18 protein-coding genes are annotated in these 19,722 nt (G+C 71.4%); 9 read left to right on the plus strand and 9 right to left on the minus strand.

Features of this window, described 5'->3' with window-relative positions; genetic code table 11:
* Nucleotides 1–81: 81 nt before the first annotated feature.
* From IH68_RS0142075 to IH68_RS0142085, 3 genes are all read left to right on the plus strand, one after another.
* Entirely contained in the window at nucleotides 82–1,083 is a 1,002-nt protein-coding gene (locus IH68_RS0142075) for a carboxymuconolactone decarboxylase family protein (RefSeq protein WP_030947017.1), read from the plus strand.
* On the plus strand, nucleotides 1,080–1,613 hold the full coding sequence (locus IH68_RS50750) for a class I SAM-dependent methyltransferase (RefSeq protein WP_051833987.1): 534 nt from the start codon (nucleotides 1,080–1,082) through the stop codon (nucleotides 1,611–1,613). Before IH68_RS0142075 ends, IH68_RS50750 begins: the two co-directional genes overlap by 4 nt.
* Nucleotides 1,614–1,735: 122 nt before the next feature.
* Nucleotides 1,736–2,395 (plus strand): hypothetical protein, encoded by a 660-nt coding sequence (locus tag IH68_RS0142085; protein ID WP_030947021.1) that lies wholly within the window; start codon nucleotides 1,736–1,738, stop codon nucleotides 2,393–2,395.
* 34 nt (nucleotides 2,396–2,429) lie between these two features.
* Here the strand turns inward: IH68_RS0142085 and IH68_RS0142090 are convergent, their stop codons facing one another.
* The 9 genes from IH68_RS0142090 to IH68_RS0142130 form a co-directional block, all read right to left on the minus strand.
* A complete protein-coding gene (locus IH68_RS0142090; RefSeq protein WP_030947022.1) occupies nucleotides 2,430–3,956 on the minus strand; it encodes an NCS1 family nucleobase:cation symporter-1 in 1,527 nt (508 codons plus the stop codon).
* A 120-nt stretch (nucleotides 3,957–4,076) separates the two neighbouring features.
* On the minus strand, nucleotides 4,077–5,096 hold the full coding sequence (locus IH68_RS0142095; protein WP_030947025.1) for a TIGR03842 family LLM class F420-dependent oxidoreductase: 1,020 nt from the start codon (nucleotides 5,094–5,096) through the stop codon (nucleotides 4,077–4,079).
* 11 nt (nucleotides 5,097–5,107) lie between these two features.
* Nucleotides 5,108–6,511 (minus strand): dihydropyrimidinase, encoded by a 1,404-nt coding sequence (gene hydA / locus IH68_RS0142100; protein ID WP_030947028.1) that lies wholly within the window; start codon nucleotides 6,509–6,511, stop codon nucleotides 5,108–5,110.
* A gap of 128 nt (nucleotides 6,512–6,639) precedes the next feature.
* Nucleotides 6,640–7,482, minus strand: coding sequence for a nitrilase-related carbon-nitrogen hydrolase (locus IH68_RS0142105; RefSeq protein ID WP_030947030.1), 843 nt, complete (start codon nucleotides 7,480–7,482; stop codon nucleotides 6,640–6,642).
* A 155-nt stretch (nucleotides 7,483–7,637) separates the two neighbouring features.
* Nucleotides 7,638–9,203, minus strand: a complete 1,566-nt coding sequence (locus tag IH68_RS0142110) for a PucR family transcriptional regulator (protein WP_030947033.1) — start codon at nucleotides 9,201–9,203, stop codon at nucleotides 7,638–7,640.
* 24 nt (nucleotides 9,204–9,227) lie between these two features.
* Nucleotides 9,228–10,514 (minus strand): aspartate aminotransferase family protein, encoded by a 1,287-nt coding sequence (locus IH68_RS0142115; protein ID WP_030947038.1) that lies wholly within the window; start codon nucleotides 10,512–10,514, stop codon nucleotides 9,228–9,230.
* A complete protein-coding gene (locus IH68_RS0142120) occupies nucleotides 10,511–11,353 on the minus strand; it encodes a nitrilase-related carbon-nitrogen hydrolase (RefSeq protein WP_030947041.1) in 843 nt (280 codons plus the stop codon). The genes IH68_RS0142115 and IH68_RS0142120 overlap by 4 nt, the downstream gene beginning before the upstream one ends.
* Nucleotides 11,354–11,532: 179 nt before the next feature.
* Nucleotides 11,533–13,617 (minus strand): hypothetical protein, encoded by a 2,085-nt coding sequence (locus IH68_RS0142125; RefSeq protein ID WP_030947044.1) that lies wholly within the window; start codon nucleotides 13,615–13,617, stop codon nucleotides 11,533–11,535.
* Between the two features lie 147 nt (nucleotides 13,618–13,764).
* Nucleotides 13,765–14,016, minus strand: coding sequence for a helix-turn-helix domain-containing protein (locus IH68_RS0142130; RefSeq protein WP_030947047.1), 252 nt, complete (start codon nucleotides 14,014–14,016; stop codon nucleotides 13,765–13,767).
* Nucleotides 14,017–14,048: 32 nt separating this feature from the next.
* Here IH68_RS0142130 and map point away from each other — a divergent pair, with 32 nt between their 5' ends.
* The 6 genes from map (at nucleotide 14,049) to IH68_RS0142160 (ending at nucleotide 19,682) form a co-directional block, all read left to right on the plus strand.
* A complete protein-coding gene (gene map / locus IH68_RS0142135; RefSeq protein WP_030947050.1) occupies nucleotides 14,049–14,825 on the plus strand; it encodes a type I methionyl aminopeptidase in 777 nt (258 codons plus the stop codon).
* Between the two features lie 334 nt (nucleotides 14,826–15,159).
* Nucleotides 15,160–15,270: a keywimysin-related RiPP gene (locus IH68_RS55810; protein WP_107057622.1), complete on the plus strand. Its 111-nt coding sequence runs from the start codon at nucleotides 15,160–15,162 to the stop codon at nucleotides 15,268–15,270.
* A gap of 25 nt (nucleotides 15,271–15,295) precedes the next feature.
* Entirely contained in the window at nucleotides 15,296–17,143 is a 1,848-nt protein-coding gene (locus tag IH68_RS0142145; RefSeq protein ID WP_030947052.1) for a lasso peptide isopeptide bond-forming cyclase, read from the plus strand.
* Between the two features lie 30 nt (nucleotides 17,144–17,173).
* Nucleotides 17,174–17,428, plus strand: coding sequence for a lasso peptide biosynthesis PqqD family chaperone (locus tag IH68_RS0142150; protein WP_030947054.1), 255 nt, complete (start codon nucleotides 17,174–17,176; stop codon nucleotides 17,426–17,428).
* Nucleotides 17,425–17,850 carry a lasso peptide biosynthesis B2 protein gene (locus tag IH68_RS0142155; protein ID WP_030947056.1) on the plus strand — a complete coding sequence of 142 codons (426 nt, stop codon included), beginning with the start codon at nucleotides 17,425–17,427 and terminating at the stop codon, nucleotides 17,848–17,850. Before IH68_RS0142150 ends, IH68_RS0142155 begins: the two co-directional genes overlap by 4 nt.
* A complete protein-coding gene (locus IH68_RS0142160) occupies nucleotides 17,847–19,682 on the plus strand; it encodes an ABC transporter ATP-binding protein (RefSeq protein ID WP_030947058.1) in 1,836 nt (611 codons plus the stop codon). The genes IH68_RS0142155 and IH68_RS0142160 overlap by 4 nt, the downstream gene beginning before the upstream one ends.
* Nucleotides 19,683–19,722: the final 40 nt, after the last annotated feature.

A 19,722-nucleotide genomic window follows, 5' to 3' on the forward strand; every position in this document is an offset into this window, starting at 1 on the left:
CGCCGCGCCCCTCAGTCGCAGTGCGGACTGTCTTCGGCCGTACGACGACCGCGCCCGCCCCCGAGGCGCACGCTGCTGCCCATGTCCACACCCTTCCGCTTCACCGAACCCCTGCCGCCCAAGGCGGCCACCGGCCGCGTCGCCGAGGTGTACGAGCAGCTCTCCCGCGACTTCGGCATCGACAGGGCGGCCACCTTCGTGGTGCTGTCCTCCGCGCCCGAAATCCTCACCCCCGCCTGGGCGTTGATGCGCGAGTCACTGATCGCCGGCCCGGGCAGCCGCACCGGCAAGGAGCTGGCGGCCTACGGGGTGTCGCGCGCCAACAAGTGCCCGTTCTGTGTGGACGCGCACACGGTCCTGCTGCACGCCACCGGCGACCACGCCCTCGCCGAACGACTGGCCCGGGGCGAGCAGCCGGAGCGCGAGGAGCACGCGCGCGTACTGACGTGGGGGCAGCACACGCGCGTGCCGGGCGCCGGCCTGATGTCGTACCCGTTCCCGCACGAGCACGCCCCGGCCTACATCGGCACCGTGCTCGCCTTCCACTTCATCAACCGGATCGTGTCGGCCCTGCTGACCGAGCAGTTGCTGCCGGGCAACGCCCAGCGGTGGCGCCCGGTACGGAGCCTCGCGGGCCGCTCGCTCGCCCGGACCGTACGCCGGACCGCCGTGCCCGGCGCTGCTCTCGCCCTCCTCGACGATCCGGCCCCGGGACCGGCGTGGGCGGCCGGCACGACCGTCGGCCCGGCCTACGCCGCACTCCGGTCGGCGACCGCGGCCGGCGCAGGCCTGCTCGACGCCGACGAGCAGGCCCTCGTACGGGAGACCCTGTGGGACTGGGACGGCTCGCACCCGCCCCTGGCGTGGGCCGGGCTCCCGGACCGCCGGGAGCACCCCGCAGCGCGGCTCGCGCTGCTGGCCGCCCTCGCGCCGTACCGCATCACCGAGGAGGACGTGACGGCCTGGCGCCGGCCGGAGCACACCGACCACTGCCTCGTCCACCTCGTCTCCTACGGCGCCTTCGCCGCCGTGGACCGCATGGAGAGCTCGTTCAGTCTGCACGCCGCCCGGGAGACGTCATGACCGCGATCGCCGACATCCGGCAGCCATACACCTGGAACGGCGTCCACGCTGCGCTCTTCGCGGCGGCGGCCGTCAAGCCCGCCGACCGTGTCCTCGACGTCGGCTGCGGCACCGGGGCCACGACCCGGATCGCCGCCCGGCTGGCCTCGCGGGGGCACGCGGTGGGCGTCGACATCTCGGCGCCGTTGCTGCGCACGGCCCAGAAGCTGACGGCCGCCGAGAAGGTCTCGAACGCCTCGTACCAGGTGGCGGACGCGCAGGTCCACCCGTTCCCGCCGTGCGGCTACGACGTGATCGTCGGCCGGGGCGGCGTACTGTCCTTCGCGGACCCTGCGGCGACCTTCCGCAATCTGGCGCGGGCGCTGATGCCGGGCGGCCGGCTGGCGTTGGTGTGCCCCCGGTCCCGCTCCGGCCCCGACCGCGTCCGGGTGGTACTGGACGGCTGGGAGAACGTCGAGGTCGGGCTGCGCGGCGGCATCCGGCTCGTCACCGCCGAACGGCCGCGCCGCATGCCGACCGATGTTGACTGAAAAGTAACCGCGCGGCCACGGAGCGAGTTGGCACTTCCGTCTCACAGGGACTCATGTGAGACTGGCGCCCCGTCCGCAGTGCGGACCCCCTCCGCACACCGTCCCCCACCGAAAAGTGTGCCGTGCGCGATTTTCCTCTGCCGCTCGCTCTGACCGCGCGTCTGTCCCCGGTCGTCGTGCTGGCCGCGGCAGGCTGGGCACTGACCTCCGGCCCCGCGGCGACGACGACCGCCGAGCACAAGGACGCAGCGAAGACCGGCAACCAGTCGGCCTCCGCCCCCTCCACGACCGCGCAGACCAAGACGTACGCCGCCGCCCCCGCACCATGCGGCAGCGTGGCCGAGAAGACGCTCAAGGCGCTCGTTCCGGGCGCCAAGACGGCCGGCAAGGAAATCCAGTCGACGGACGCGAAACTGCGCCGCACCTGCTCCTGGAACGCGCTCAAGGGCTACGACTACCGGTGGCTCGACGTCTCCTTCGAGGTAATGAACTCGGACGAAACGGCACAGAGCACATACAAGCAGCGAACTGCGGACAAGAGCGGCGGAGGGGCGGTTCCCGGACTCGGTGACCAGGCCTACTCCGTCGTCAATCTCACCACCGAGGACAAGCAGCAGACCCGCGAGGGCATGGTGTTCGCCCAGGTCTCCAACGTGCTGGTGGTCGTCACGTACAACGGCAGCGACTTCGAGACGAAGAAGGCGCCCAGTACGGACGAGATCAACAAGGGTGCGATCAAGGCGTCGAGGGACGCTGTGACAGCGCTGAAGGGCAGCCAGTAGGACCGGCTGCCCTCCGAGGCGCGCAGGCGAAGGCTCAGGCCTCGAGTCGGTCCCTTCCGCGCAGCAGCATCAGCACCACGTACAGCACCATCGAGGTGCCGAGGCCGACTGCCCAGCCGTAGTCCGCAAGGGGTTCCAGCGCCGGGATGGGCCTCCCGTCGATCAGCGGCTTGAAGCTGGCGCCGCCGATCGCCAGCACACCGCCGACCACGAAGGCCACGACGGCCCGCCAGTTCCAGCCTCCCTCGTACCAGTAGCGGCCGCCCGCCCGGTACAGGTCGACGAGATCGAGCTTGCCGCGGCGCAGGATCCAGTAGTCGGCGATGAGGATGCCGGCGACCGTGCCGAGCAGTCCGCCGACCAGGCCGAGCCAGGTGAAGATGTAGCCCTGCGGGTCGGAGTACAGCTTCCACGGGAAGATCAGCACGCCGATGACGCAGGTGGCGAGCGCACCTGCCCGGAAACTGACCTTCCGGGGCGCGATGTTGGAGAAGTCGAAGGCCGGCGAGACAAGGTTGGCCGCGATGTTCACGGACAGGGTCGCCACCAGCACGGTCACCAGCGCGTACAGCAGGCCGAAGACGTTGTCCGTCTTGGCGGCGAGCTGGACCGGGTCCCAGACCGTCTGCCCGTACACGGCCTGCGAACCGGAGGTGACCAGCACGGACAGCAGCGCGAAGAGCGTCATGGTCGTGGGCAGACCGAGCGCCTGGCCCCAGGTCTGCGCCTTCTGGGACTTCCCGTAGCGGGTGAAGTCCGGGATGTTCAGCGACAGCGTGGACCAGAAACCGATCATGCCCATGAGGGACGGCCAGAACAGCTTCCAGAAGCCGCCGCCCCAGCCGAGCTTGGAGGGCTGGTCCAGCAGCGGGCCGAAGCCGCCGGCCTTGTTGCTCATCCAGATCAGCATGACCAGCGCGCCGACGATGACGAAGGGCGCCGCCCAGTTCTCGAAGCGGCGGATCGTCTCCATGCCCCGGTAGATGATGGCGACCTGGATCACCCAGAAGATCGCGAACGACAGCCACATCGTCCAGGCGTAACCGCCGACCTTCCCGGCGTCGGACCAGCCGTTGCCGATCAGCTTCCCGGCGAGGAAGTAGATCGCCTCGCCGCCGATCCAGGTCTGGATGCCGAACCAGCCGCATGCCACCAACGCCCGCACGACAGCAGGCAGGTTGGCGCCGCGGATGCCGAAGGAGGCACGGGCGAAGACCGGGAAGGGGATGCCGTACTTCGGTCCCGCGTGCCCGGTGAGCAGCATCGGGATCAGCACGATCACATTGGCCAGGGCGATGGTGAACACCGCCTGCTTCCAGTCCATGCCGACGGCGATCAGACCGGAGGCCAGGGTCCAGGAGGCCGTGTTGTGGGCCATGCCGACCCACAGGGCGGAGAAGTTGTACGTGGTCCAGGTGCGCTTCTCGACGGGGACCGGGAGCAGGTCCTCGTTGGCGTACGGGCCGCTGGGCAGCGGGGACCCCGGCGCGATCTCAACGCGCCCGTCGGCGAGGGTGACTTGGGCTGTCGGCGGTATGGCCGTGGGAGCGGTGTCGGTCATGGGCAGGCCAATCAATGAGGGGTGGTCCGGAAAGGCCGTGCGGGTCTCCGGTCCCCTCCCCGGGGAGGTGGGGAGGGGGGAACTGGAGTGGGGGGTGGGGAGGGAACTGGTAGGCGCAGGTCAGGAGTTGACCGCGGGGATGACCTGGGCGCCGTACGCGTCGATCACGGCCTCCTGCGCGTCGTGCATGTCGTACACGGCGAACTGGTCGACGCCCAGCTCGCGCAGCGCGTTCAGCTTCTCGATGTGCTTCTCGACCGGGCCGATGATGCAGAACCGGTCGACGATCTCGTCGGGTACGAACTGGGTGTCCGGGTTGTCGGCGCGCCCGTGGTGGGAGTAGTCGTACCCCTCGCGCGCCTTGATGTAGTCCGTGAGCTCGTCGGGTACGGCGGCGGAGTGCTCGCCGTACTTGGAGACGAGGTCGGCGACGTGGTTGCCGACCATCCCGCCGAACCAGCGGCACTGGTCGCGCGCATGAGCCAGCGCCTCGGGCGAGTCGTCCTCGGTGACATAGGCCGGGGCGGCCACGCAGATCTTCACGGCGGAGGGATCACGACCCGCAGCGACGGCCGCCTCCTTGACCGCCTTCACCATGTACTCGGTGAGGTAGAGGTCGGAGAGCTGCAGGATGAACCCGTCGGCCTCCTCTCCGGTCATCTTCAGGGCCTTGGGGCCGTACGCCGCCATCCATACGGGGAGTTCGGCGCCCGGCTTGATCCACGGGAACCTGACCACCGTGCCGCCGAGGTCGGCCTCCTCTCCGCGGCCCAGCGCCCGGATGACCTTCATGGCCTCGCTGATGCGTGCCAGGGTGTTGGGCTTGCGGCCCGCGACGCGCATCGCGGAGTCGCCGCGGCCGATGCCGCAGACGGTGCGGTTGCCGAACATGTCGTTGAGGGTGGCGAAGGTGGAGGCGGTGACCTCCCACGTGCGGGTGCCCGGGTTGGTGACCATCGGGCCGACCGTCAACTTGGTGGTGTTCGACAGGATCTGACTGTAGATCACGAACGGTTCCTGCCACAGCACGGCGGAGTCGAAGGTCCAGCCGTAGGTGAAGCCGTTGCGCTCGGCGCGCTTCATCAGGCTGACGACCTTCGAGGCCGGCGGGTCGGTCTGCAGGACGAGTCCGAAGTCCATGGGCGCCACTCCTAGTTGAGGTACTGACAGGTGGAGCGCGGGGTGTAGACACCGTGGCCGGCGTGTCCCGTGTACTCCCGCTCGTTGATGACGACTTCGCCGCGCGAGAGGACCGTCTCGACCCGGCCGGTGATCCGCTTGCCCTCGTAGGCCGAGTAGTCGACGTTCATGTGGTGCGTCTCGACGGACAGCACCTGCTCGGCGTTCGGGTCGTAGATGACGACGTCGGCGTCGGCGCCGGGCGCGATCGTGCCCTTCTTCGGGTACATGCCGAACATACGGGCCGGGGTGGCGCAGGCGATCTCGATCCAGCGGCGTCGGGAGATGTGGCCCTCGACGACGGCCTGGTGGAGGAGGTCCATGCGGTTCTCGACACCCGGAAGGCCGTTCGGGATCTTCGAGAAGTCCCCGCGGCCGAGTTCCTTCTGGCCCACGAAGCAGAAGGGGCAGTGGTCGGTGGAGACGACCTGGAGGTCGTTGGTGCGCAGGCCCTGCCACAGCTTGGCCTGGTGCTCCTTGGGGCGGAGCGGCGTGCTGCACACGTACTTCGAACCCTCGAAGTCCGGCTCGGCGAGGTTGTCGGTGGACAGGAAGAGGTACTGCGGGCAGGTCTCGCCGAAGACGGGGAGACCCTCGTCGCGCGCCCGCGCCAGCTCGGCCACTGCCTCCATGGCCGAGACGTGCACGACGTACAGCGGGGCGCCCGCCACCTGTGCGAGCTTGATGGCGCGGTGCGTGGCCTCGGCCTCCAGCAGGGCCTTGCGGACCTCACCGTGGTAGCGGGGGTCGGTCTCGCCGCGGGCCAGCGCCTGTTCCACCAGCACGTCGATCGCGATGCCGTTCTCGGCGTGCATCATGATCAGGCCGCCGTTGTCCGCGGAGCGCTGCATGGCGCGCAGGATCTGGCCGTCGTCGCTGTAGAAGACGCCGGGGTAGGCCATGAACTGCTTGAAGGAGGTGACGCCTTCCTCGACGAGGTGGTCCATCTCCTTGAGCGTGCCCTCGTTCACATCGGAGATGATCATGTGGAAGCCGTAGTCGATCGCGCAGTTGCCCTCCGCCTTCGCGTGCCAGGCGTCGAGGCCCTCACGCAGGGAGTGGCCGACGCTCTGCACGGCGAAGTCGACGATCGTGGTCGTACCGCCCCAGGCTGCCGCCCGGGTACCGGTCTCGAAGGTGTCGGAGGCGAAGGTGCCGCCGAACGGCAGCTCCATGTGGGTGTGGGCGTCGACGCCGCCCGGGATGACGTACTTGCCGGTGGCGTCTATGGTCCGCTCGGCCGTCCAGGCCTCGGCGGCGGAAGTGCCGGCGGCAGCGATGGCGGCGATGCGGCCGTCCTCGATGAGGACGTCGGCGTGGAGTTCGTCGGATGCGGTGATGACGAGACCGCCGCGGATGACGGTACGGCCGACCATGGGTTCACGCTCCGTTCGGTTGTCGAAAAAGTGACGGTCGTCTGTGGCTGGTCGCGCCCACGCGGCGGAGCCGCATATGGACGCTGTCCCGCGCCCCTTTCAGGGCGCAGGGACTGCCCGTCGGCTGGTTACGGCGCCGTGAGCGGGCCGTACGCGTCCGGGCGGCGGTCTCGGAAGAACTGCCAGCGGTCGCGGACCTCGCGGAGCTTGGCCAGGTCCAGGTCGCGGACGACGAGTTCGGTCTCCTTGTCGCTCGCCACCTCGCCCACGAACTGCGCCTCCGGGTCGACGAAGTACGTCGTGCCGTAGAAGTCGTTGTCGCCCAGCTCCTCCACCCCGACCCGGTTGATCGCGCCGACGAAGTACTCGTTGGCGACGGCCGCCGCCGGCTGCTCCAGCTGCCACAGATAGGCGGACAGGCCGCGCGAGGTGGCCGACGGGTTGAAGACGATCTCGGCACCCGCGAGCCCCAACGCCCGCCAGCCCTCCGGGAAGTGGCGGTCGTAGCAGATGTAGACGCCGATCTTCCCGACCTTGGTGTCGAAGACGGGCCAGCCGGCGTTGCCGGGGCGGAAGTAGAACTTCTCCCAGAATCCCGGGACTTGGGGAATGTGGTGCTTGCGGTACTTGCCGAGGTACGAGCCGTCCGCGTCGATCACCGCGGCCGTGTTGTAGAGGACGCCGGGCTGCTCCTCCTCGTACATCGGCAGGATCAGGACGATGCCCAGTTCCTTGGCGAGGGCCTGGAAGCGCTTGACGATCGGGCCGTCCGGGATCGCTTCCGCGTACTCGTAGAACGCCTTGTCCTGGACCTGGCAGAAGTAGGGCCCGTAGAAAAGCTCCTGGAAGCACAGGACCTGAGCACCCTGCGCGGCCGCGTCGCGGGCCGCCTGCTCGTGTACCTGGATCATCGACTCCTTGTCGCCCGTCCACGCGGTCTGGAAGAGGGCGGCACGAATCACTCTGCTCATCGGGACCTCCGGTCGCTCGGTGTGCGAGAAGACTAGGAAGTCCGAAAACGGGCGTTGAGTTGCACGCTGTCACGTCTGCGGGCGTGCGGCGTGCCACGGTGTCACCCTTTCCCGAGCTCATGTTTCACCGCCGTTTTCCCAGGTCGTGGCATGTTTCAGCCCTGTTGCGCGTCGTGCGCGAGGAGCGCGATGTGCACCGAGGCGGCCTGCTCGAAGTCGTCGAGGTCCACACCGAGGCGACCCTGTATGGCCTCCAGGCGGCGGTACAGGGCAGGCCGGGAGACATGGTGGAGCTGGGCGGTGCGGGACTTGTTGCGTCCGGTGGCGAGATAGGTGCGCAGCACGGACAGCAGGTCCTCGTCGGCCGAGCACAGCAGCCCGTCCAGCTCCCGCTCCGCGAACGACTGCACATACGGATCGTCCCTCAGCAGCCGGATCAGGCCGCGCAGATGTACGTCCTTGAGGCGTACGACGGCCGGGAGGTCGAGGGCGGCCGAGGAGTCCGCCACGGCGTCGGCGACGTGCTGGGCCTCGCGCAGTCCGGCGGGCACGTCGTCCCAGGCGGTGCGCGGGTCGGCGGCGGCCACCACGGTCTTCGTCGACCCCGATTCCGTACGCAGCCGGGCCGCGAAGTGCGCGGTGAGGGCGGCCGCGTCCTGGTCGCGGGCGAGGCTGAGGAGCACGGCGGTGGCTTCGTCGGCGAGCTCCGCGACGAGTCCCGACAGGCCCAACAGGCGCAGCACGCGGTCCAGTTGGGCGAGATCGGCGTCCCGTACCACCAGCGGTACGAAGGTGCGCCGGTTGACCGGCAGTCCGGCGGCACGCGCGCGTGGCAGCAGCTGCCTGGCCGGTACGACCCCGCTGACCAGGTCGGTGAGCAGGCTCTGCGCGGACTGCTCCTCCCAGGTGTGGGCCGAGGTGCCGCCGAGCATGCGGTGCAGGACGAGGGCCTCGGCGGCCCGGTCGGCGAGGAGGCGTCCGGTGGCGGTGTCGCCGCGGTAGCCGCAGAGCATGATCTGCCCCCAGCGCTCGCCGCGCCCGCCGAGCTCGGCGCGGATCCAGCCGTCACCCTCGCTGCCGCCGGCCTGCCGGGCGATGCGCTCCCAGTCGCGCAGCACGTCGTCCACGGCGGGCCGCTCCCCCGCGGTGGCGAGGACGCGGTGGGCGAGGTTGGTGACGACGACCGGGCAGGCGCTGTGCTGGGCGATCTCGTCGAGGAGCCGCTGCAGGGGGGCGCCAGCGGTGATGAGTCCGGTGAGCGCCGTGCGGACGGACTCCGAAAGACTCACGGCGGCGAACTTCCGCCGTACCAGCCGGGCCTGGACCTCCTCCGTCAGCTCCGCGAACGGGAAGGGCCGGTGGAGGACGATCATCGGCAGCCCGCAGCGTTCGGCGACCCGGCGCATCACGTCCGGCGGGGAGGGGAAGGCCCGCCCGAGGCCGAGCACGACGGCAGCGGCCTCGGCGCGGTGCAGGGACCGGATGTACTCGGCCTGCTTCTCCTCGTCGCCGGCGAGCAGCACGCCGGTGGTGAGGACCATCTCGCCGCCGCTGAGCATGACGCCCACGTCGGGCGCCTCGGCGACATGCACCCAGCGCACGGGCCGGTCGAGCTGGGCCGCGCCGGCCACCACCTCGGGCTCCCCGGCGAGGACCCGTTCCAGGGTCAGCACCTGGCGCACCGACAGGGCGGGTTCGAGGGTCCCGAAGGTGGTGGTCATGGCGGTCTTCCCTTGCTCAGCGCACTACTGCGTAAGGCTCCTCAGAGCGCGTTCGAGGGTCGCGGCGCCCTCCTCGGCCTCCGCGACCGTCAGGGACAGGGGTGGGGCGACACGCAGGGCGCTGGTGTTGTGGCCGCCGCCCTTGCCGATCAGCAGCCCGTCCGCGCGGGTCGCTTCGAGGACGGCGGACGCGGCGTCCGGGTCGGCCTCGTCGGTCCCCGGTTTCACCAGCTCGATGCCGAGCATCAGGCCGCGGCCGCGCACCTCGCGTACGTGCGGGACCTGGGCGGCGACGGCCCGCAGCCGCTCGATGAGCAGCCCTCCGACGCGCCGGGCGTTGCCCTGCAGGTCGTGTTCCAGCAGGTAGGTGAGATTGGCGAGGCCGGCCGCCATGGTGATCTGGGTGCCGCCGAAGGTGGAGATGCTGTTGGAGTCGAGGCAGTTCATGATCTCGGCGCGGGCGACGACACCGCCGATGGAGCTGCCGTTGCCGATGCCCTTGGCGAAGGTGAGCATGTCCGGCGGGCCGCTCTGGCCGTGTGCCTGCCAGCCCCAGAAGTTGTCGCCCGTGCGGCCCCAGCCGGTCTGCACCTCGTCGGCGATCCAGAGGATGCCGCGCTCGGCGAGGACCTCGCGGAAGGCCGCGTACAGACCGTCCGGCCCGGAGGTGAAGCCGCCGACGCCCTGGATGGGCTCGGCGATCAGGGCCGCGGGCGGGCGGGTGTGGCCGAGCAGGTCCTTCAGGTCGTCGACGCAGGCCGCGATGAAGTCGTCGTCGCTGAGGGAGGCGTACGGGCCGCGGGTGCGGACGCCGCCGTGGACGTACAGCGTCTGGAGGGGTGACAGCGAGGTCGGGGACCAGCCGCGGTTGCCGGTGATGCCGACCGCGCTGAAGGAGCGGCCGTGGTAGCTGTTGCGCATCGCCAGGACGGTGTTGCTCTGCCGGTAGGTGGTGGCGAGCAGCAGGGCGGTGTCGTTGGCCTCGGTGCCGGAGGTGGTGAAGAAGACACGGGCGTCCGGGATGCCGCTCAACTGGGCGATCCGCTCGGCGAGTTCGACCATCGGGCGGTTGAGGTAGAGCGTGGACGAGTGGAGGATCCGCCCGGCCTGCTCGCTCACCGCCTTGGTGACCTCGGGCAGCGCGTGCGCGGTCATCGTGGTGAGGATGCCGCCGAAGAAGTCGAGGTACTTGTTGCCGTCCGAGTCCCAGACGTACCGGCCCTCGCCGTGCGTGATCTCCAGCGGCTCCTCGTAGTAGAGGGCGAGCCAGTCGGGCAGGACCGACCTGTGGCGGGCGTAGAGGTCGGTCACGGCTGCACCAGCCCTTCGTAGGCGTCGGGTCGTCGGTCACGGTAGAACGCCCACTGCTGCCGCACTTCCTCGATCAGGTCGAAGTCGAGGTCGCGGACGAGGAGTTCCTCGGTCTTGTCGCTCGCGGTGTCACCGACGAACTGGCCGCGCGGGTCGACGAAGTACGACGTGCCGTAGAAGTCGTTGTCGCCGTACTCCTCGACCCCGACCCGGTTGATCGCGGCGACGAAGTACTCGTTGGCGACGGCCGCGGCGGGCTGCTCCAGCCGCCACAGGTAGGAGGAGAGGCCGCGGTGGGTGGCCGACGGGTTGTAGACCAACTGGGCGCCGTTGAGGCCGAGCTGGCGCCAGCCCTCCGGGAAGTGGCGGTCGTAGCAGATGTACACGCCCACCTTGCCGACCGCCGTGTCGAAGACGGGCCAGCCGACGTTGCCGGGCTTGAAGTAGTACTTCTCCCAGAAGCCCTTGACCTGCGGGATGTGGTGCTTGCGGTACTTGCCGAGGAAGGTGCCGTCGGCGTCGATCACGGCGGCGGTGTTGTAGTAGAAGCCGGACTGCTCGACCTCGAAGACCGGCACGACGATCACCATGCCTGTTTCGCGGGCGAGATCCTGCATACGACTCACGGTCGGCCCCTCGGGCACCTGCTCGGCCCAGCGGTAGTGCTCGGGTTCCTGGACCTGGCAGAAGTAGGGAGCGTTGAAGACCTCCTGGAACCCGATGATCTTCGCACCCTGTCGGGCCGCCTCGCGGGCGTGCTCCTCGTGTTTCGCCACCATGGACTCGGTGTCGCCGGTCCAGGTGGCCTGGACCAGAGCGGCACGTACGACGTTGGCCATGAGCTGCTCCTTCGGCGGGTCGTCAGAGCCTCTACGCCCGTAGAACAGGCCGTAGAGGGATGAACGTAAGCCTCCGGGAGAGCCTTGCCAAGACCATCGCCGTTAACCCGCGGAGTCGATCACGTTTCGCACTCCGGTGGAGGAGCGGAGGGGCCGGTGGGACGGGTGGAGGGGGTGTGTCAGGCGGTGAAGCCGGCGACCCGGAGAGCGTGCACCAGATCCCAGTGTCGCTCCTCCGAAACGCCCTGCGCCGCCTCCAGGAGCAGCGGGACGAGAGCCCGCGGGTCGGGCTCGGCGCTGCGGGCCGCCTCCTCGGGGGTGCGGACGCGGACGTATGCGTCGAGCAGCGCGCGCACCTCGCGGTCGCGCCCTTCGCCGGCCAGATCCAGGACGGCCCGCCCGATCTCGGTGGCGGGGCGGGCGACGCCCTGCCGCAGGATCTGCTCGCCGTCTTTCCCGCGCCCGGCCGCGACCAGGGCGTCCGCGGCGGCCACGAGCCGGTCGGCGGGCAGCGAGGCGGCCTCCCACAGCAGGGAAGCCCAGTCGGCGCCGAGCCCGGCGCGCTGCAGTTCCGCGGCGAGCAGCGGGAAACGGGCGGCGGGCCAGTGGGCGGCGTCGACGAGCAGCGCATGCGCCTCGCCGCTGCGCCCCTCGGCACGCAGTTGCACCAGCCGCTCGACGGCCCCGACGACCTCCCGCGGCCCTGCCGTGTCCAAGGGCTCGGCCTCCGGCTGCTGCGACCGCTCCGCCACCTCGGCAGCGCCTGCGAACCGCGCTCCGCGCGGGGTACGGCCGGTGGCCTTCGGAGTGGGCAGGACGGATGCATCGGTCGGCGGCACGACTACGGGAGCGGCCTCTTCCTCGACCATCCCGGCAAACCGGGCACTGCCTCGACGGCGCTTGCGCTGCTTGGGGGCGGGGGGTTCAGGGGCGGGCTGTGCCGCGCCGGAGGGACCCGGGCCGTCCGCGGGATTCGTGTGTGCGTCAGGCTGGGGCGCGCTCGGAAAGCCGCCGTCGTACGAGACAGGACGCGCCGCCTCGAACGGGCCACGGTGCTCTGACGCCCCACGGGCGCCGGACTCGTAGGAGCCACGCAGCCCGTCTGCGGCACCTGTGCGCGCCACTGCAGCACCGGAGTCCCGCACGTCTTGCCCCGCCCCTGCGGGACCACGGCCATACGACTCGTACGGCCTCGCCGAACCGGGGGCACCCGCCTCAAACGGACCGCCGCGCAACCCATCCACGCCACCGCGCGCCCCCACCGCACGCGAGCCGTGCGAGCCTTGCCCCGCCCCCGCTGGACCACGGCCGTGCGGTTCGTACGGCCGCCCGGCACCGGAAGCAGCCGCCTCAAACGGGCCACCCTGCAACCCGTCCATGCCACCGCGCTCGTACGAACCACCGTGCGCCCCCGCAGGACCACGGCCGTGCGGTTCGTACGGCCGCCCGGCACCGGAGGCAGCAGCCTCGTAGGGGGCGGCCTGCTCGTTCCGGGCCCACGCAGGGCCACCGCCGTGCGTGTCCGGCGGCGGTGTGCCGGCCGGGGTGCTGGTCTCGTACGGCCCCTGTTGCCCGTCTGCGGGGCCGGGGTCGTACGAGCCGCGCTGGTGCGGGAAGGCCGGGTTGTGGGTCTCGCGGTCGTCCGAGGGGGTGTCGGTCGGCGGTGGCTCGTCGGGGGTGAACTCCCTGTCGATGCGGTAGACCGCGCCTTCCGCGATGCGGGCCCGGCGGATCGCCGCCGCCCGGCCGTCTGCCGTGCGGCTGTCCAAGTCGGCCATCCGGGCCCGGAGTTCGGCGCAGCGGGCGGTGGCCCGTTCGTGGTCGTCGCGGGCCCAGGCCAGGTCGAGGCGGAGTGCGTCGGCCTCCTGCCGGGTGGCGGCGGAGGCGAGCCGGTGGCCCAGTTCCGCCTGGCGTTCGGCGGCGTAGCGCTGCTCGCGGAGCATGACGTCGAGCCGGTCACCGAGGGCGTCCCGGCCGCCGGGCCGGGCGTCGTGCGCCGCGAGCGCTGCGGTGTGCAGCCCGCGGGCATGCTCCTTCTCCTGGGCGGCGGCGCCCGGACCGTACTCCGCGGCGAGGTCCTGCAGGAGGGCCTCGAGCACGTCCCAGGGGGGCAATTCACGGCCCTCGAGACAGGCCCGCATGCCGTCGGGGTCGCGCTGCCAGAAGACGGCGCACCAGCCGCCGCCCTGATCCAGGCGCGCCAGCAGGCCGTTCAGGTAGTTCACGAACTCCCGTACCCGGCCCGGGAGTTGATCCACAGCCATCGCCCAACTCCCGCCAGACCGGAGCACTCCGGTCCGTTAGACAACACGAGCCGTGTTACAGGAGCGCTACGAGAAGTTTTCCGACGGAACGCAGAGTACGCCCTGCCTGCCGGAACGTGACGAGCGCGTGGGCAGCTCTTGGGGAACTCACACCGCGACCGGTGCGCAGGCCCCGGCGAGTTCGTCCATCGACAGGCCGAGCGCTCGGGCCAGTGCGGCGACCGTGAAGAAGGCCGGCGTCGGAGCCCGGCCCGTCTCGATCTTCCGCAGGGTCTCCGCGGAGATTCCGGCGTCCGCCGCGACGTCCGTCATGCTCCGTCCGCCGCGGGCCTCGCGGAGCAGTCGGCCGAGCCGCTCGCCGCGTTCACGTTCTTCGGGGGTGAGAGGGGTGCGCACCATGCCGTCATTCTAATACCGGTATAGTAATTGGCATGGTGGAGCTGAAGACAGACACATCGATCGACGCCATGTACGAGGCGGGGCAGGTGGTCGGGCGCGCGCTGACGGCCGTACGAAAGGCCGCCGACATGGGTGTTTCCCTGCTGGAGCTGGACGAGGTGGCCCGCGGGGTGCTGCGCGAGGCGGGAGCGTCCTCCCCGTTCCTCGGCTACCGCCCCTCCTTCGCCCCCGTCCCCTTCCCCGCCGTCATCTGCGCCTCGGTGAACGACGCGATCGTGCACGGCATCCCGACCGGCTACCGGTTGCGCGACGGCGACCTGGTCTCCATCGACTGCGGCGCCGAACTGGGCGGCTGGGTCGGCGACTCGGCGACCAGTTTCGTGGTCGGCGAGCCGCGCCCGGCGGACGTACGGCTGATCGAGACGGCGGAACAGGCACTTGCGGCGGCCATCGAGGCGGCAGTGGTCGGCAACCGCATCGGCGACATCGCGCACGCGATCGGCTCGGTGTGCCGCGCGGCGGGCTACGGCATCCCGGACGGGTTCGGCGGACACGGCATCGGGCGCCGTATGCACGAGGACCCGGGGGTACCCAACGAGGGCCGCCCCGGCCGCGGTTTCCCGTTGCGCGCGGGCATGGCCCTCGCCATCGAGCCCATGCTCATCGCGGGCGGCCGGGACGACTACCACGCGGCGGCGGACGGCTGGACCCTGCGCACGAACGACGGCTCACGCGCGGCACACGTGGAGCACACGGTGGCGATCACGGAGGACGGCCCCCGGATCCTCACCGCCAGGGAAGCTCTCTGAGCGAGCCACCATGACCCCGCCCACACCGAACATGGTGCGTGCCGACCGGGCCGCGCGCTCCGGCGGCTCCCTTCCCGGATTCTGTGCGCGGTGCGCGCCGGTCAGAGCGAGGCACAGATGGGAACGTTTCTTCACGCATGCGTACGGCAAATTGCGAACAGTCGTACCCCCCTCACGCCAGGCACGTGCGCCGACGTCAGACCAGAGGCATCTGCTTTTTCATACCGTCATACTTTCACGCTGCGTCTTGCCCCTTCTTCACGTTCGGCAGCTAGCTGGTCCTGCGCCCACTCCCCACCCGGGGTCTGGGACACCACCGCAGTGAGGAGTAGTCATGAAGAAGGCATACGAAGCGCCGACACTCGTCCGGCTCGGTACGTTCCGCAAGGAGACGGGGCTCCTGGGAGAGCACGGCAACGACCGGCTGATCCTGAGCAAGAACTGACGGGCGACGGCGCAGATCCGACGTCATGACTGAACTGCACGCAAGTGCGGGGACGGGCCCCGGCGACGCGGACTTCGCGGTCTTCACCGACCACGAGGACGCGGCCGCCGTGGCCCGCTCCTTCGCCCCGCCCGGCAGCCGCACCCTCACCCACTCCTCAGGCCGGCCGTGGCTGGTCGGCCACTGGCACGACGACGAGATCGTCACGGCGAGCGCCGGTGACGCCGCCCTCGCGGTCATCGGCTGCTGTCCCGTCGAGGCGGACGAACTGCGCCGCAGGGCCGCACGGCTGAGGGACCTCGCGGAGCTCGACGCGCTGGCCCGTTCCCTCCCCGGCAGCTTCCACCTCGTCGCCGCCCTCGACGGGCGGATCCGGGTGCAGGGCACCGCCTCGGGCCTGCGGCTGGTCTTCCACGCGGAGATCGACGGCGTACGGGTGGCGGCAAGCCGCGCCGACACGCTCGCCGCCGCCCTCGACCTCGACCCCGATCCCCAGGAGCTCGCCGTCCGGCTGCTGTGGCCGGCCCCGTACCCCCTGTTCGAGACCTCCCTGTGGCGCCCGGTCACCGCCGTGCCCCCGCACGACGCCGTGATCGTCGCCGCGGACGGGCGCTCCGCACGGCACACCCGCTGGTGGACCCCGCCGGAGCCGGTCCGTTCCCTCGCCGAGTCGGCGCCGCTGATCCGGACGGCGCTCCAGGAAGCCGTCGACGCGCGGACCCGGCAGGGCGGCGTGGTCAGCTGCGACCTGTCCGGCGGGCTGGACTCCACCTCCGTCTGCTTCCTCGCCGACCGCTCCCCAGCCCGCGTGGTGGCCAGCACCTGGCCGGGCCGCGATCCGGCGGACACCGACCTGCACTGGGCCGAGCTGGCCGCGCGGCACCTCCCGGACGTCGAGCACGTCATCTGGGACGCGGACGCCTCACCCCTGGTCTACGAGGACCTGCTCGGCATCGACGACCTCCTCGACGAGCCCACCATCGGCGTCATGGACCGCTCCCGGGCCCTGCACCACCTGCCGGCCCTCGCCGCACGCGGCAGCCGGGTCCACCTGACCGGCATCGGCGGCGACCACGTGGCCTGGTGCTCCGAGGCCTACTACCACCGGCTGGTGCGCACCCGTCCGCTGTTCGCCCTGCGGCAGCTGCGCGGGTTCCGGGCCCTGTGGCGCTGGCCGCTCGGCGGCACCGTCAGCGCCCTGGCGGACTCCCGTCCGTACGGCAGGTGGCTCGCCGACGCGGCGGCCCGGCTGCGCGACCCGTCGCCCTCCTCCTCCGTGGCCACGGGGCTGGGCTGGGGCATGGCACCGCGGCTGTTCGGCTGGGTGACACAGGACGCCGAGCGGCTGGCACGCCGGGCGCTGCTCGACGCCGCGGCGAAGGTGGCACCGCTGCACCCGGACCGGGGGATGCACACGGACCTGGAGCAGATCCGCTCGACCACGCGCGTCATCCGCCAGTGGGACGCGATGGCGGCCCGCGCCGGTCTGCCGATGGCCTCGCCCTTCCTCGACGACCGTGTCATCGAGGCGTGTCTGGCCGTACGGCCCGGCGAGCGCGTCACCCCGTGGGCGTACAAGCCGGTGCTGACCGCCGCGATGAGCGGCCGGGTGCCCGAGGAGTGCCTGCGGCGCACCACCAAGGCCGCGGCCTCGATGGACGCCGCCAACGGCCTGCGCGATCACCGCGCCGACCTGCTGGCGCTGTGGGAGGACTCCCACCTCGCCCGGCTCGGCCTGGTGGACGGCGCCGAGCTGCGCCGCCTCGCCCGGCGGCCCGCCTCTCCCGGCCTGTCCGACGCCATCCTCTACTCCACCATCGCCGCCGAGGTGTGGCTGCGGGGACGCTCCCGCAGCCGTGCCCGCACCCCTTGAGAATCCCCACCGCGTCAGAAAGGCGAGCACATGCCCTTGCGGTTCGACGCACACATCTCCACGGCCGAGACCGACTACGGCACCGTTCTGCTGGACGAACGGGCCGGCACCTACTGGGAGTTGAACCCGACCGCGACCCTGGTGGTCCGCACGCTGCTGGACGGCGGCGAGGAGACGGACGCGGCCGCCGCGCTGGTCCGTGAGTTCGACATCGACCGGGCGCAGGCCCAGCAGGACGTCGAGGTGCTGGTCGGTCACCTGCGCGAGGCGGGGCTGGCCTCATGACGACACCCAGCGCGCTGGAGCGCCCCACCGGTGTGTCCCTGGGCCTCCGCCTGGCCGCCCGCCTCATGCTGCTCCCCGCCGTCGTGCTCGCTCTGCTGCCGCCCCGGCGCATCCGTGCCGTCCTGGGTGTCCTGCGCCACGGGGCGACGCCCGCCACCACTGTGCAGGCCCAGGCCGCCCGGGACGCCATGTGCGCCGTCAGCCTGCGCTGCACCGGGCCGAAGGGGTGCCTGCCGCGTTCACTGGGGGCCGCGCTGCTGTGCCGGCTCCGGGGGACCTGGCCCACATGGTGCGCCGGGGTCCGTGTCGTCCCACCCTTCACCGCGCATGCCTGGATCGAGACGGAGGGCCGCCCCGTCGGCGAGGGCGTACCGGACGGCTACTTCGCCCGGCTGCTGGCCGTCGAGCCGACGCACCGGTGAGCAGCGGTACGGCGCCGGACGAGCCCCCTGGCGAGGACCGGTCGACCCGCGCGGCCGTGGCCACGCTGTTCCGGCTCACCGGCGGGCACCGGGCCGCGGTGGCCGCGGCCACCGCTCTGACACTGGCCGGCTCCGCCCTGGGGCTGGCCCAGCCGCTCGTGGCCCGGCACGCTGTGGACGCGGGTGGCCGCGGACAGGTCCTCTGGCCACTGCTGGCACTCCTCGGTGCGCTGTTCCTCGTCGAGGCGGCCATCGGGTCGGTGGGGCGCTTCCTGCTGGAGCGGATGGGCGAGGGTGTCGTACGGCAGCTCCGCATGGGTTTGGTCGGACGTCTGCTCCGGCTGGAGATGCGGGAGTACGACCGGCACCGCAGCGGCGACCTCGTCTCCCGGGTCACCGCGGACACGACCCTGTTGCGCGAGGTCGTGTCACAGGCGCTCGTCGACCTGGTGACCGGAAGCCTCGTCGCTGCCGGGGCGCTGGTCCTGATGGCGTGGCTCGACCCGCTGCTGCTGCTTCTGGTCGCCCTCACCGTGGCCGTGGCGGCAGCCGTGGTCACCTCGCTGCTCCAGGGCATCCGGCGCGCCTCCGAGCGTATGCAGGACTCGGTCGGCGCGGTCGCCGCGGACCTGGAACGGGCGCTGGGCGCCCTGCCGATGGTCCGGGTGCACCGCGCCGAGGATCGCGAGGCGGCCCGCATCGGGGCCAGGGTCGAGGAGGCGTACGAGGCGGGGGTGAGCACAGCGCGGCTCGCGTCCGTCATGAGTCCCGCCGTCGAACTCGCCGTCCAGGGCTCCTTCCTCGTCGTCCTCGTCGTCGGGGGCCTGCGCGTCGGCGGTCACGCCGGCTCCCTCGGAGATCTCGTCGCGTTCCTGCTGTACGCCTCGTACCTGGTCATGCCGCTCTCCTCCGTCTTCCACGCGGTGGGACTGATCCAGCGCGGCATGGGCGCCTACCGGCGCGTCGACCAGGCGCTGCGCCTCCCCACCGAACAAACGGACCCGCTGGTCGCGCAGGACCGCCCCCTCCCCCGGCCCGTCTCACCCGCGGCACCCGGCTCGCCCGCGCTCGCGCTGGACGACGTCCGGTTCGGCTACGCTCCGGGCCGTCGGGTGCTCTCCGGTGTGTCCTTCACCGTGCCCCACCACCGGCAGGTGGCCCTCGTGGGCCCCTCGGGCGCGGGCAAGAGCACCGTCTTCGCGCTCGTCGCGCGGTTCTACGAACCCGACTCGGGGGCCGTGCTGTTCGACGGGCGGCCCGCCACCGAGCTCGGCCGCGACGCCTGCCGCCGGCGCATCGCCGTGGTCGACCAGAACACCCATGTCGTCCACGGCACCCTGCGGGAGAACATCACCTACGCCGTCCCCGACGCCCCGGAGGCCGAGGTACGGCGGGTCCTCGCGCTGGCCCGGCTGGAGGAACTCGTCGACCGGCTGCCCGGCGGCCTGGACGCCGTCATCGGTGAACGCGGGAGCACCCTCTCGGGCGGCGAACGCCAACGCGTCGCCCTGGCCCGCGCCCTGCTCGCCCGCCCCGCGCTGCTCCTGCTGGACGAGCCCACCTCGCATCTCGACGCGATCAACGAAGCCGCGCTGACCACCGTGATGAAGGAGATCGCCCAGGAATGCGCCCTGCTGGTCATCGCCCACCGACTCTCGACCGTGCAGCACGCCGACCGCATCGTCGTACTCCATGAGGGCCGCAGCGTCGCAGCCGGCGACCACGAGGAACTGCTCGCCCACAACCCCCTCTACCGCGACCTGGCCACAAGCCAGATGCTGCGCCCCGGCGCACCGTCCGCCGACCGTGGGGGCCGTCGGACGAACGGCTGAGGAAGACGTGCCGGGCAGGCGCTGGAGGTGCCCCGGGCCA

Source organism: Streptomyces sp. NRRL S-646, assembly GCF_000720765.1.
GTDB lineage: Bacteria > Actinomycetota > Actinomycetes > Streptomycetales > Streptomycetaceae > Streptomyces.

What these genes read in the sequence shown, in the direction of transcription:
- IH68_RS0142075 (WP_030947017.1), top strand. Translation starts at nt 82, where the DNA reads ATGTCCACACCCTTCCGCTTCACCGAACCCCTGCCGCCCAAGGCGGCC.
- IH68_RS50750 (WP_051833987.1), top strand. Translation starts at nt 1,080, where the DNA reads ATGACCGCGATCGCCGACATCCGGCAGCCATACACCTGGAACGGCGTC.
- IH68_RS0142090 (WP_030947022.1), bottom strand. Translation starts at nt 3,956, where the DNA reads ATGACCGACACCGCTCCCACGGCCATACCGCCGACAGCCCAAGTCACC.
- IH68_RS0142095 (WP_030947025.1), bottom strand. Translation starts at nt 5,096, where the DNA reads ATGGACTTCGGACTCGTCCTGCAGACCGACCCGCCGGCCTCGAAGGTC.
- hydA (WP_030947028.1), bottom strand. Translation starts at nt 6,511, where the DNA reads ATGGTCGGCCGTACCGTCATCCGCGGCGGTCTCGTCATCACCGCATCC.
- IH68_RS0142105 (WP_030947030.1), bottom strand. Translation starts at nt 7,482, where the DNA reads ATGAGCAGAGTGATTCGTGCCGCCCTCTTCCAGACCGCGTGGACGGGC.
- IH68_RS0142110 (WP_030947033.1), bottom strand. Translation starts at nt 9,203, where the DNA reads ATGACCACCACCTTCGGGACCCTCGAACCCGCCCTGTCGGTGCGCCAG.
- IH68_RS0142120 (WP_030947041.1), bottom strand. Translation starts at nt 11,353, where the DNA reads ATGGCCAACGTCGTACGTGCCGCTCTGGTCCAGGCCACCTGGACCGGC.
- IH68_RS0142125 (WP_030947044.1), bottom strand. Translation starts at nt 13,617, where the DNA reads ATGGCTGTGGATCAACTCCCGGGCCGGGTACGGGAGTTCGTGAACTAC.
- IH68_RS0142130 (WP_030947047.1), bottom strand. Translation starts at nt 14,016, where the DNA reads ATGGTGCGCACCCCTCTCACCCCCGAAGAACGTGAACGCGGCGAGCGG.
- map (WP_030947050.1), top strand. Translation starts at nt 14,049, where the DNA reads ATGGTGGAGCTGAAGACAGACACATCGATCGACGCCATGTACGAGGCG.
- IH68_RS55810 (WP_107057622.1), top strand. Translation starts at nt 15,160, where the DNA reads ATGAAGAAGGCATACGAAGCGCCGACACTCGTCCGGCTCGGTACGTTC.
- IH68_RS0142145 (WP_030947052.1), top strand. Translation starts at nt 15,296, where the DNA reads ATGACTGAACTGCACGCAAGTGCGGGGACGGGCCCCGGCGACGCGGAC.
- IH68_RS0142150 (WP_030947054.1), top strand. Translation starts at nt 17,174, where the DNA reads ATGCCCTTGCGGTTCGACGCACACATCTCCACGGCCGAGACCGACTAC.
- IH68_RS0142155 (WP_030947056.1), top strand. Translation starts at nt 17,425, where the DNA reads ATGACGACACCCAGCGCGCTGGAGCGCCCCACCGGTGTGTCCCTGGGC.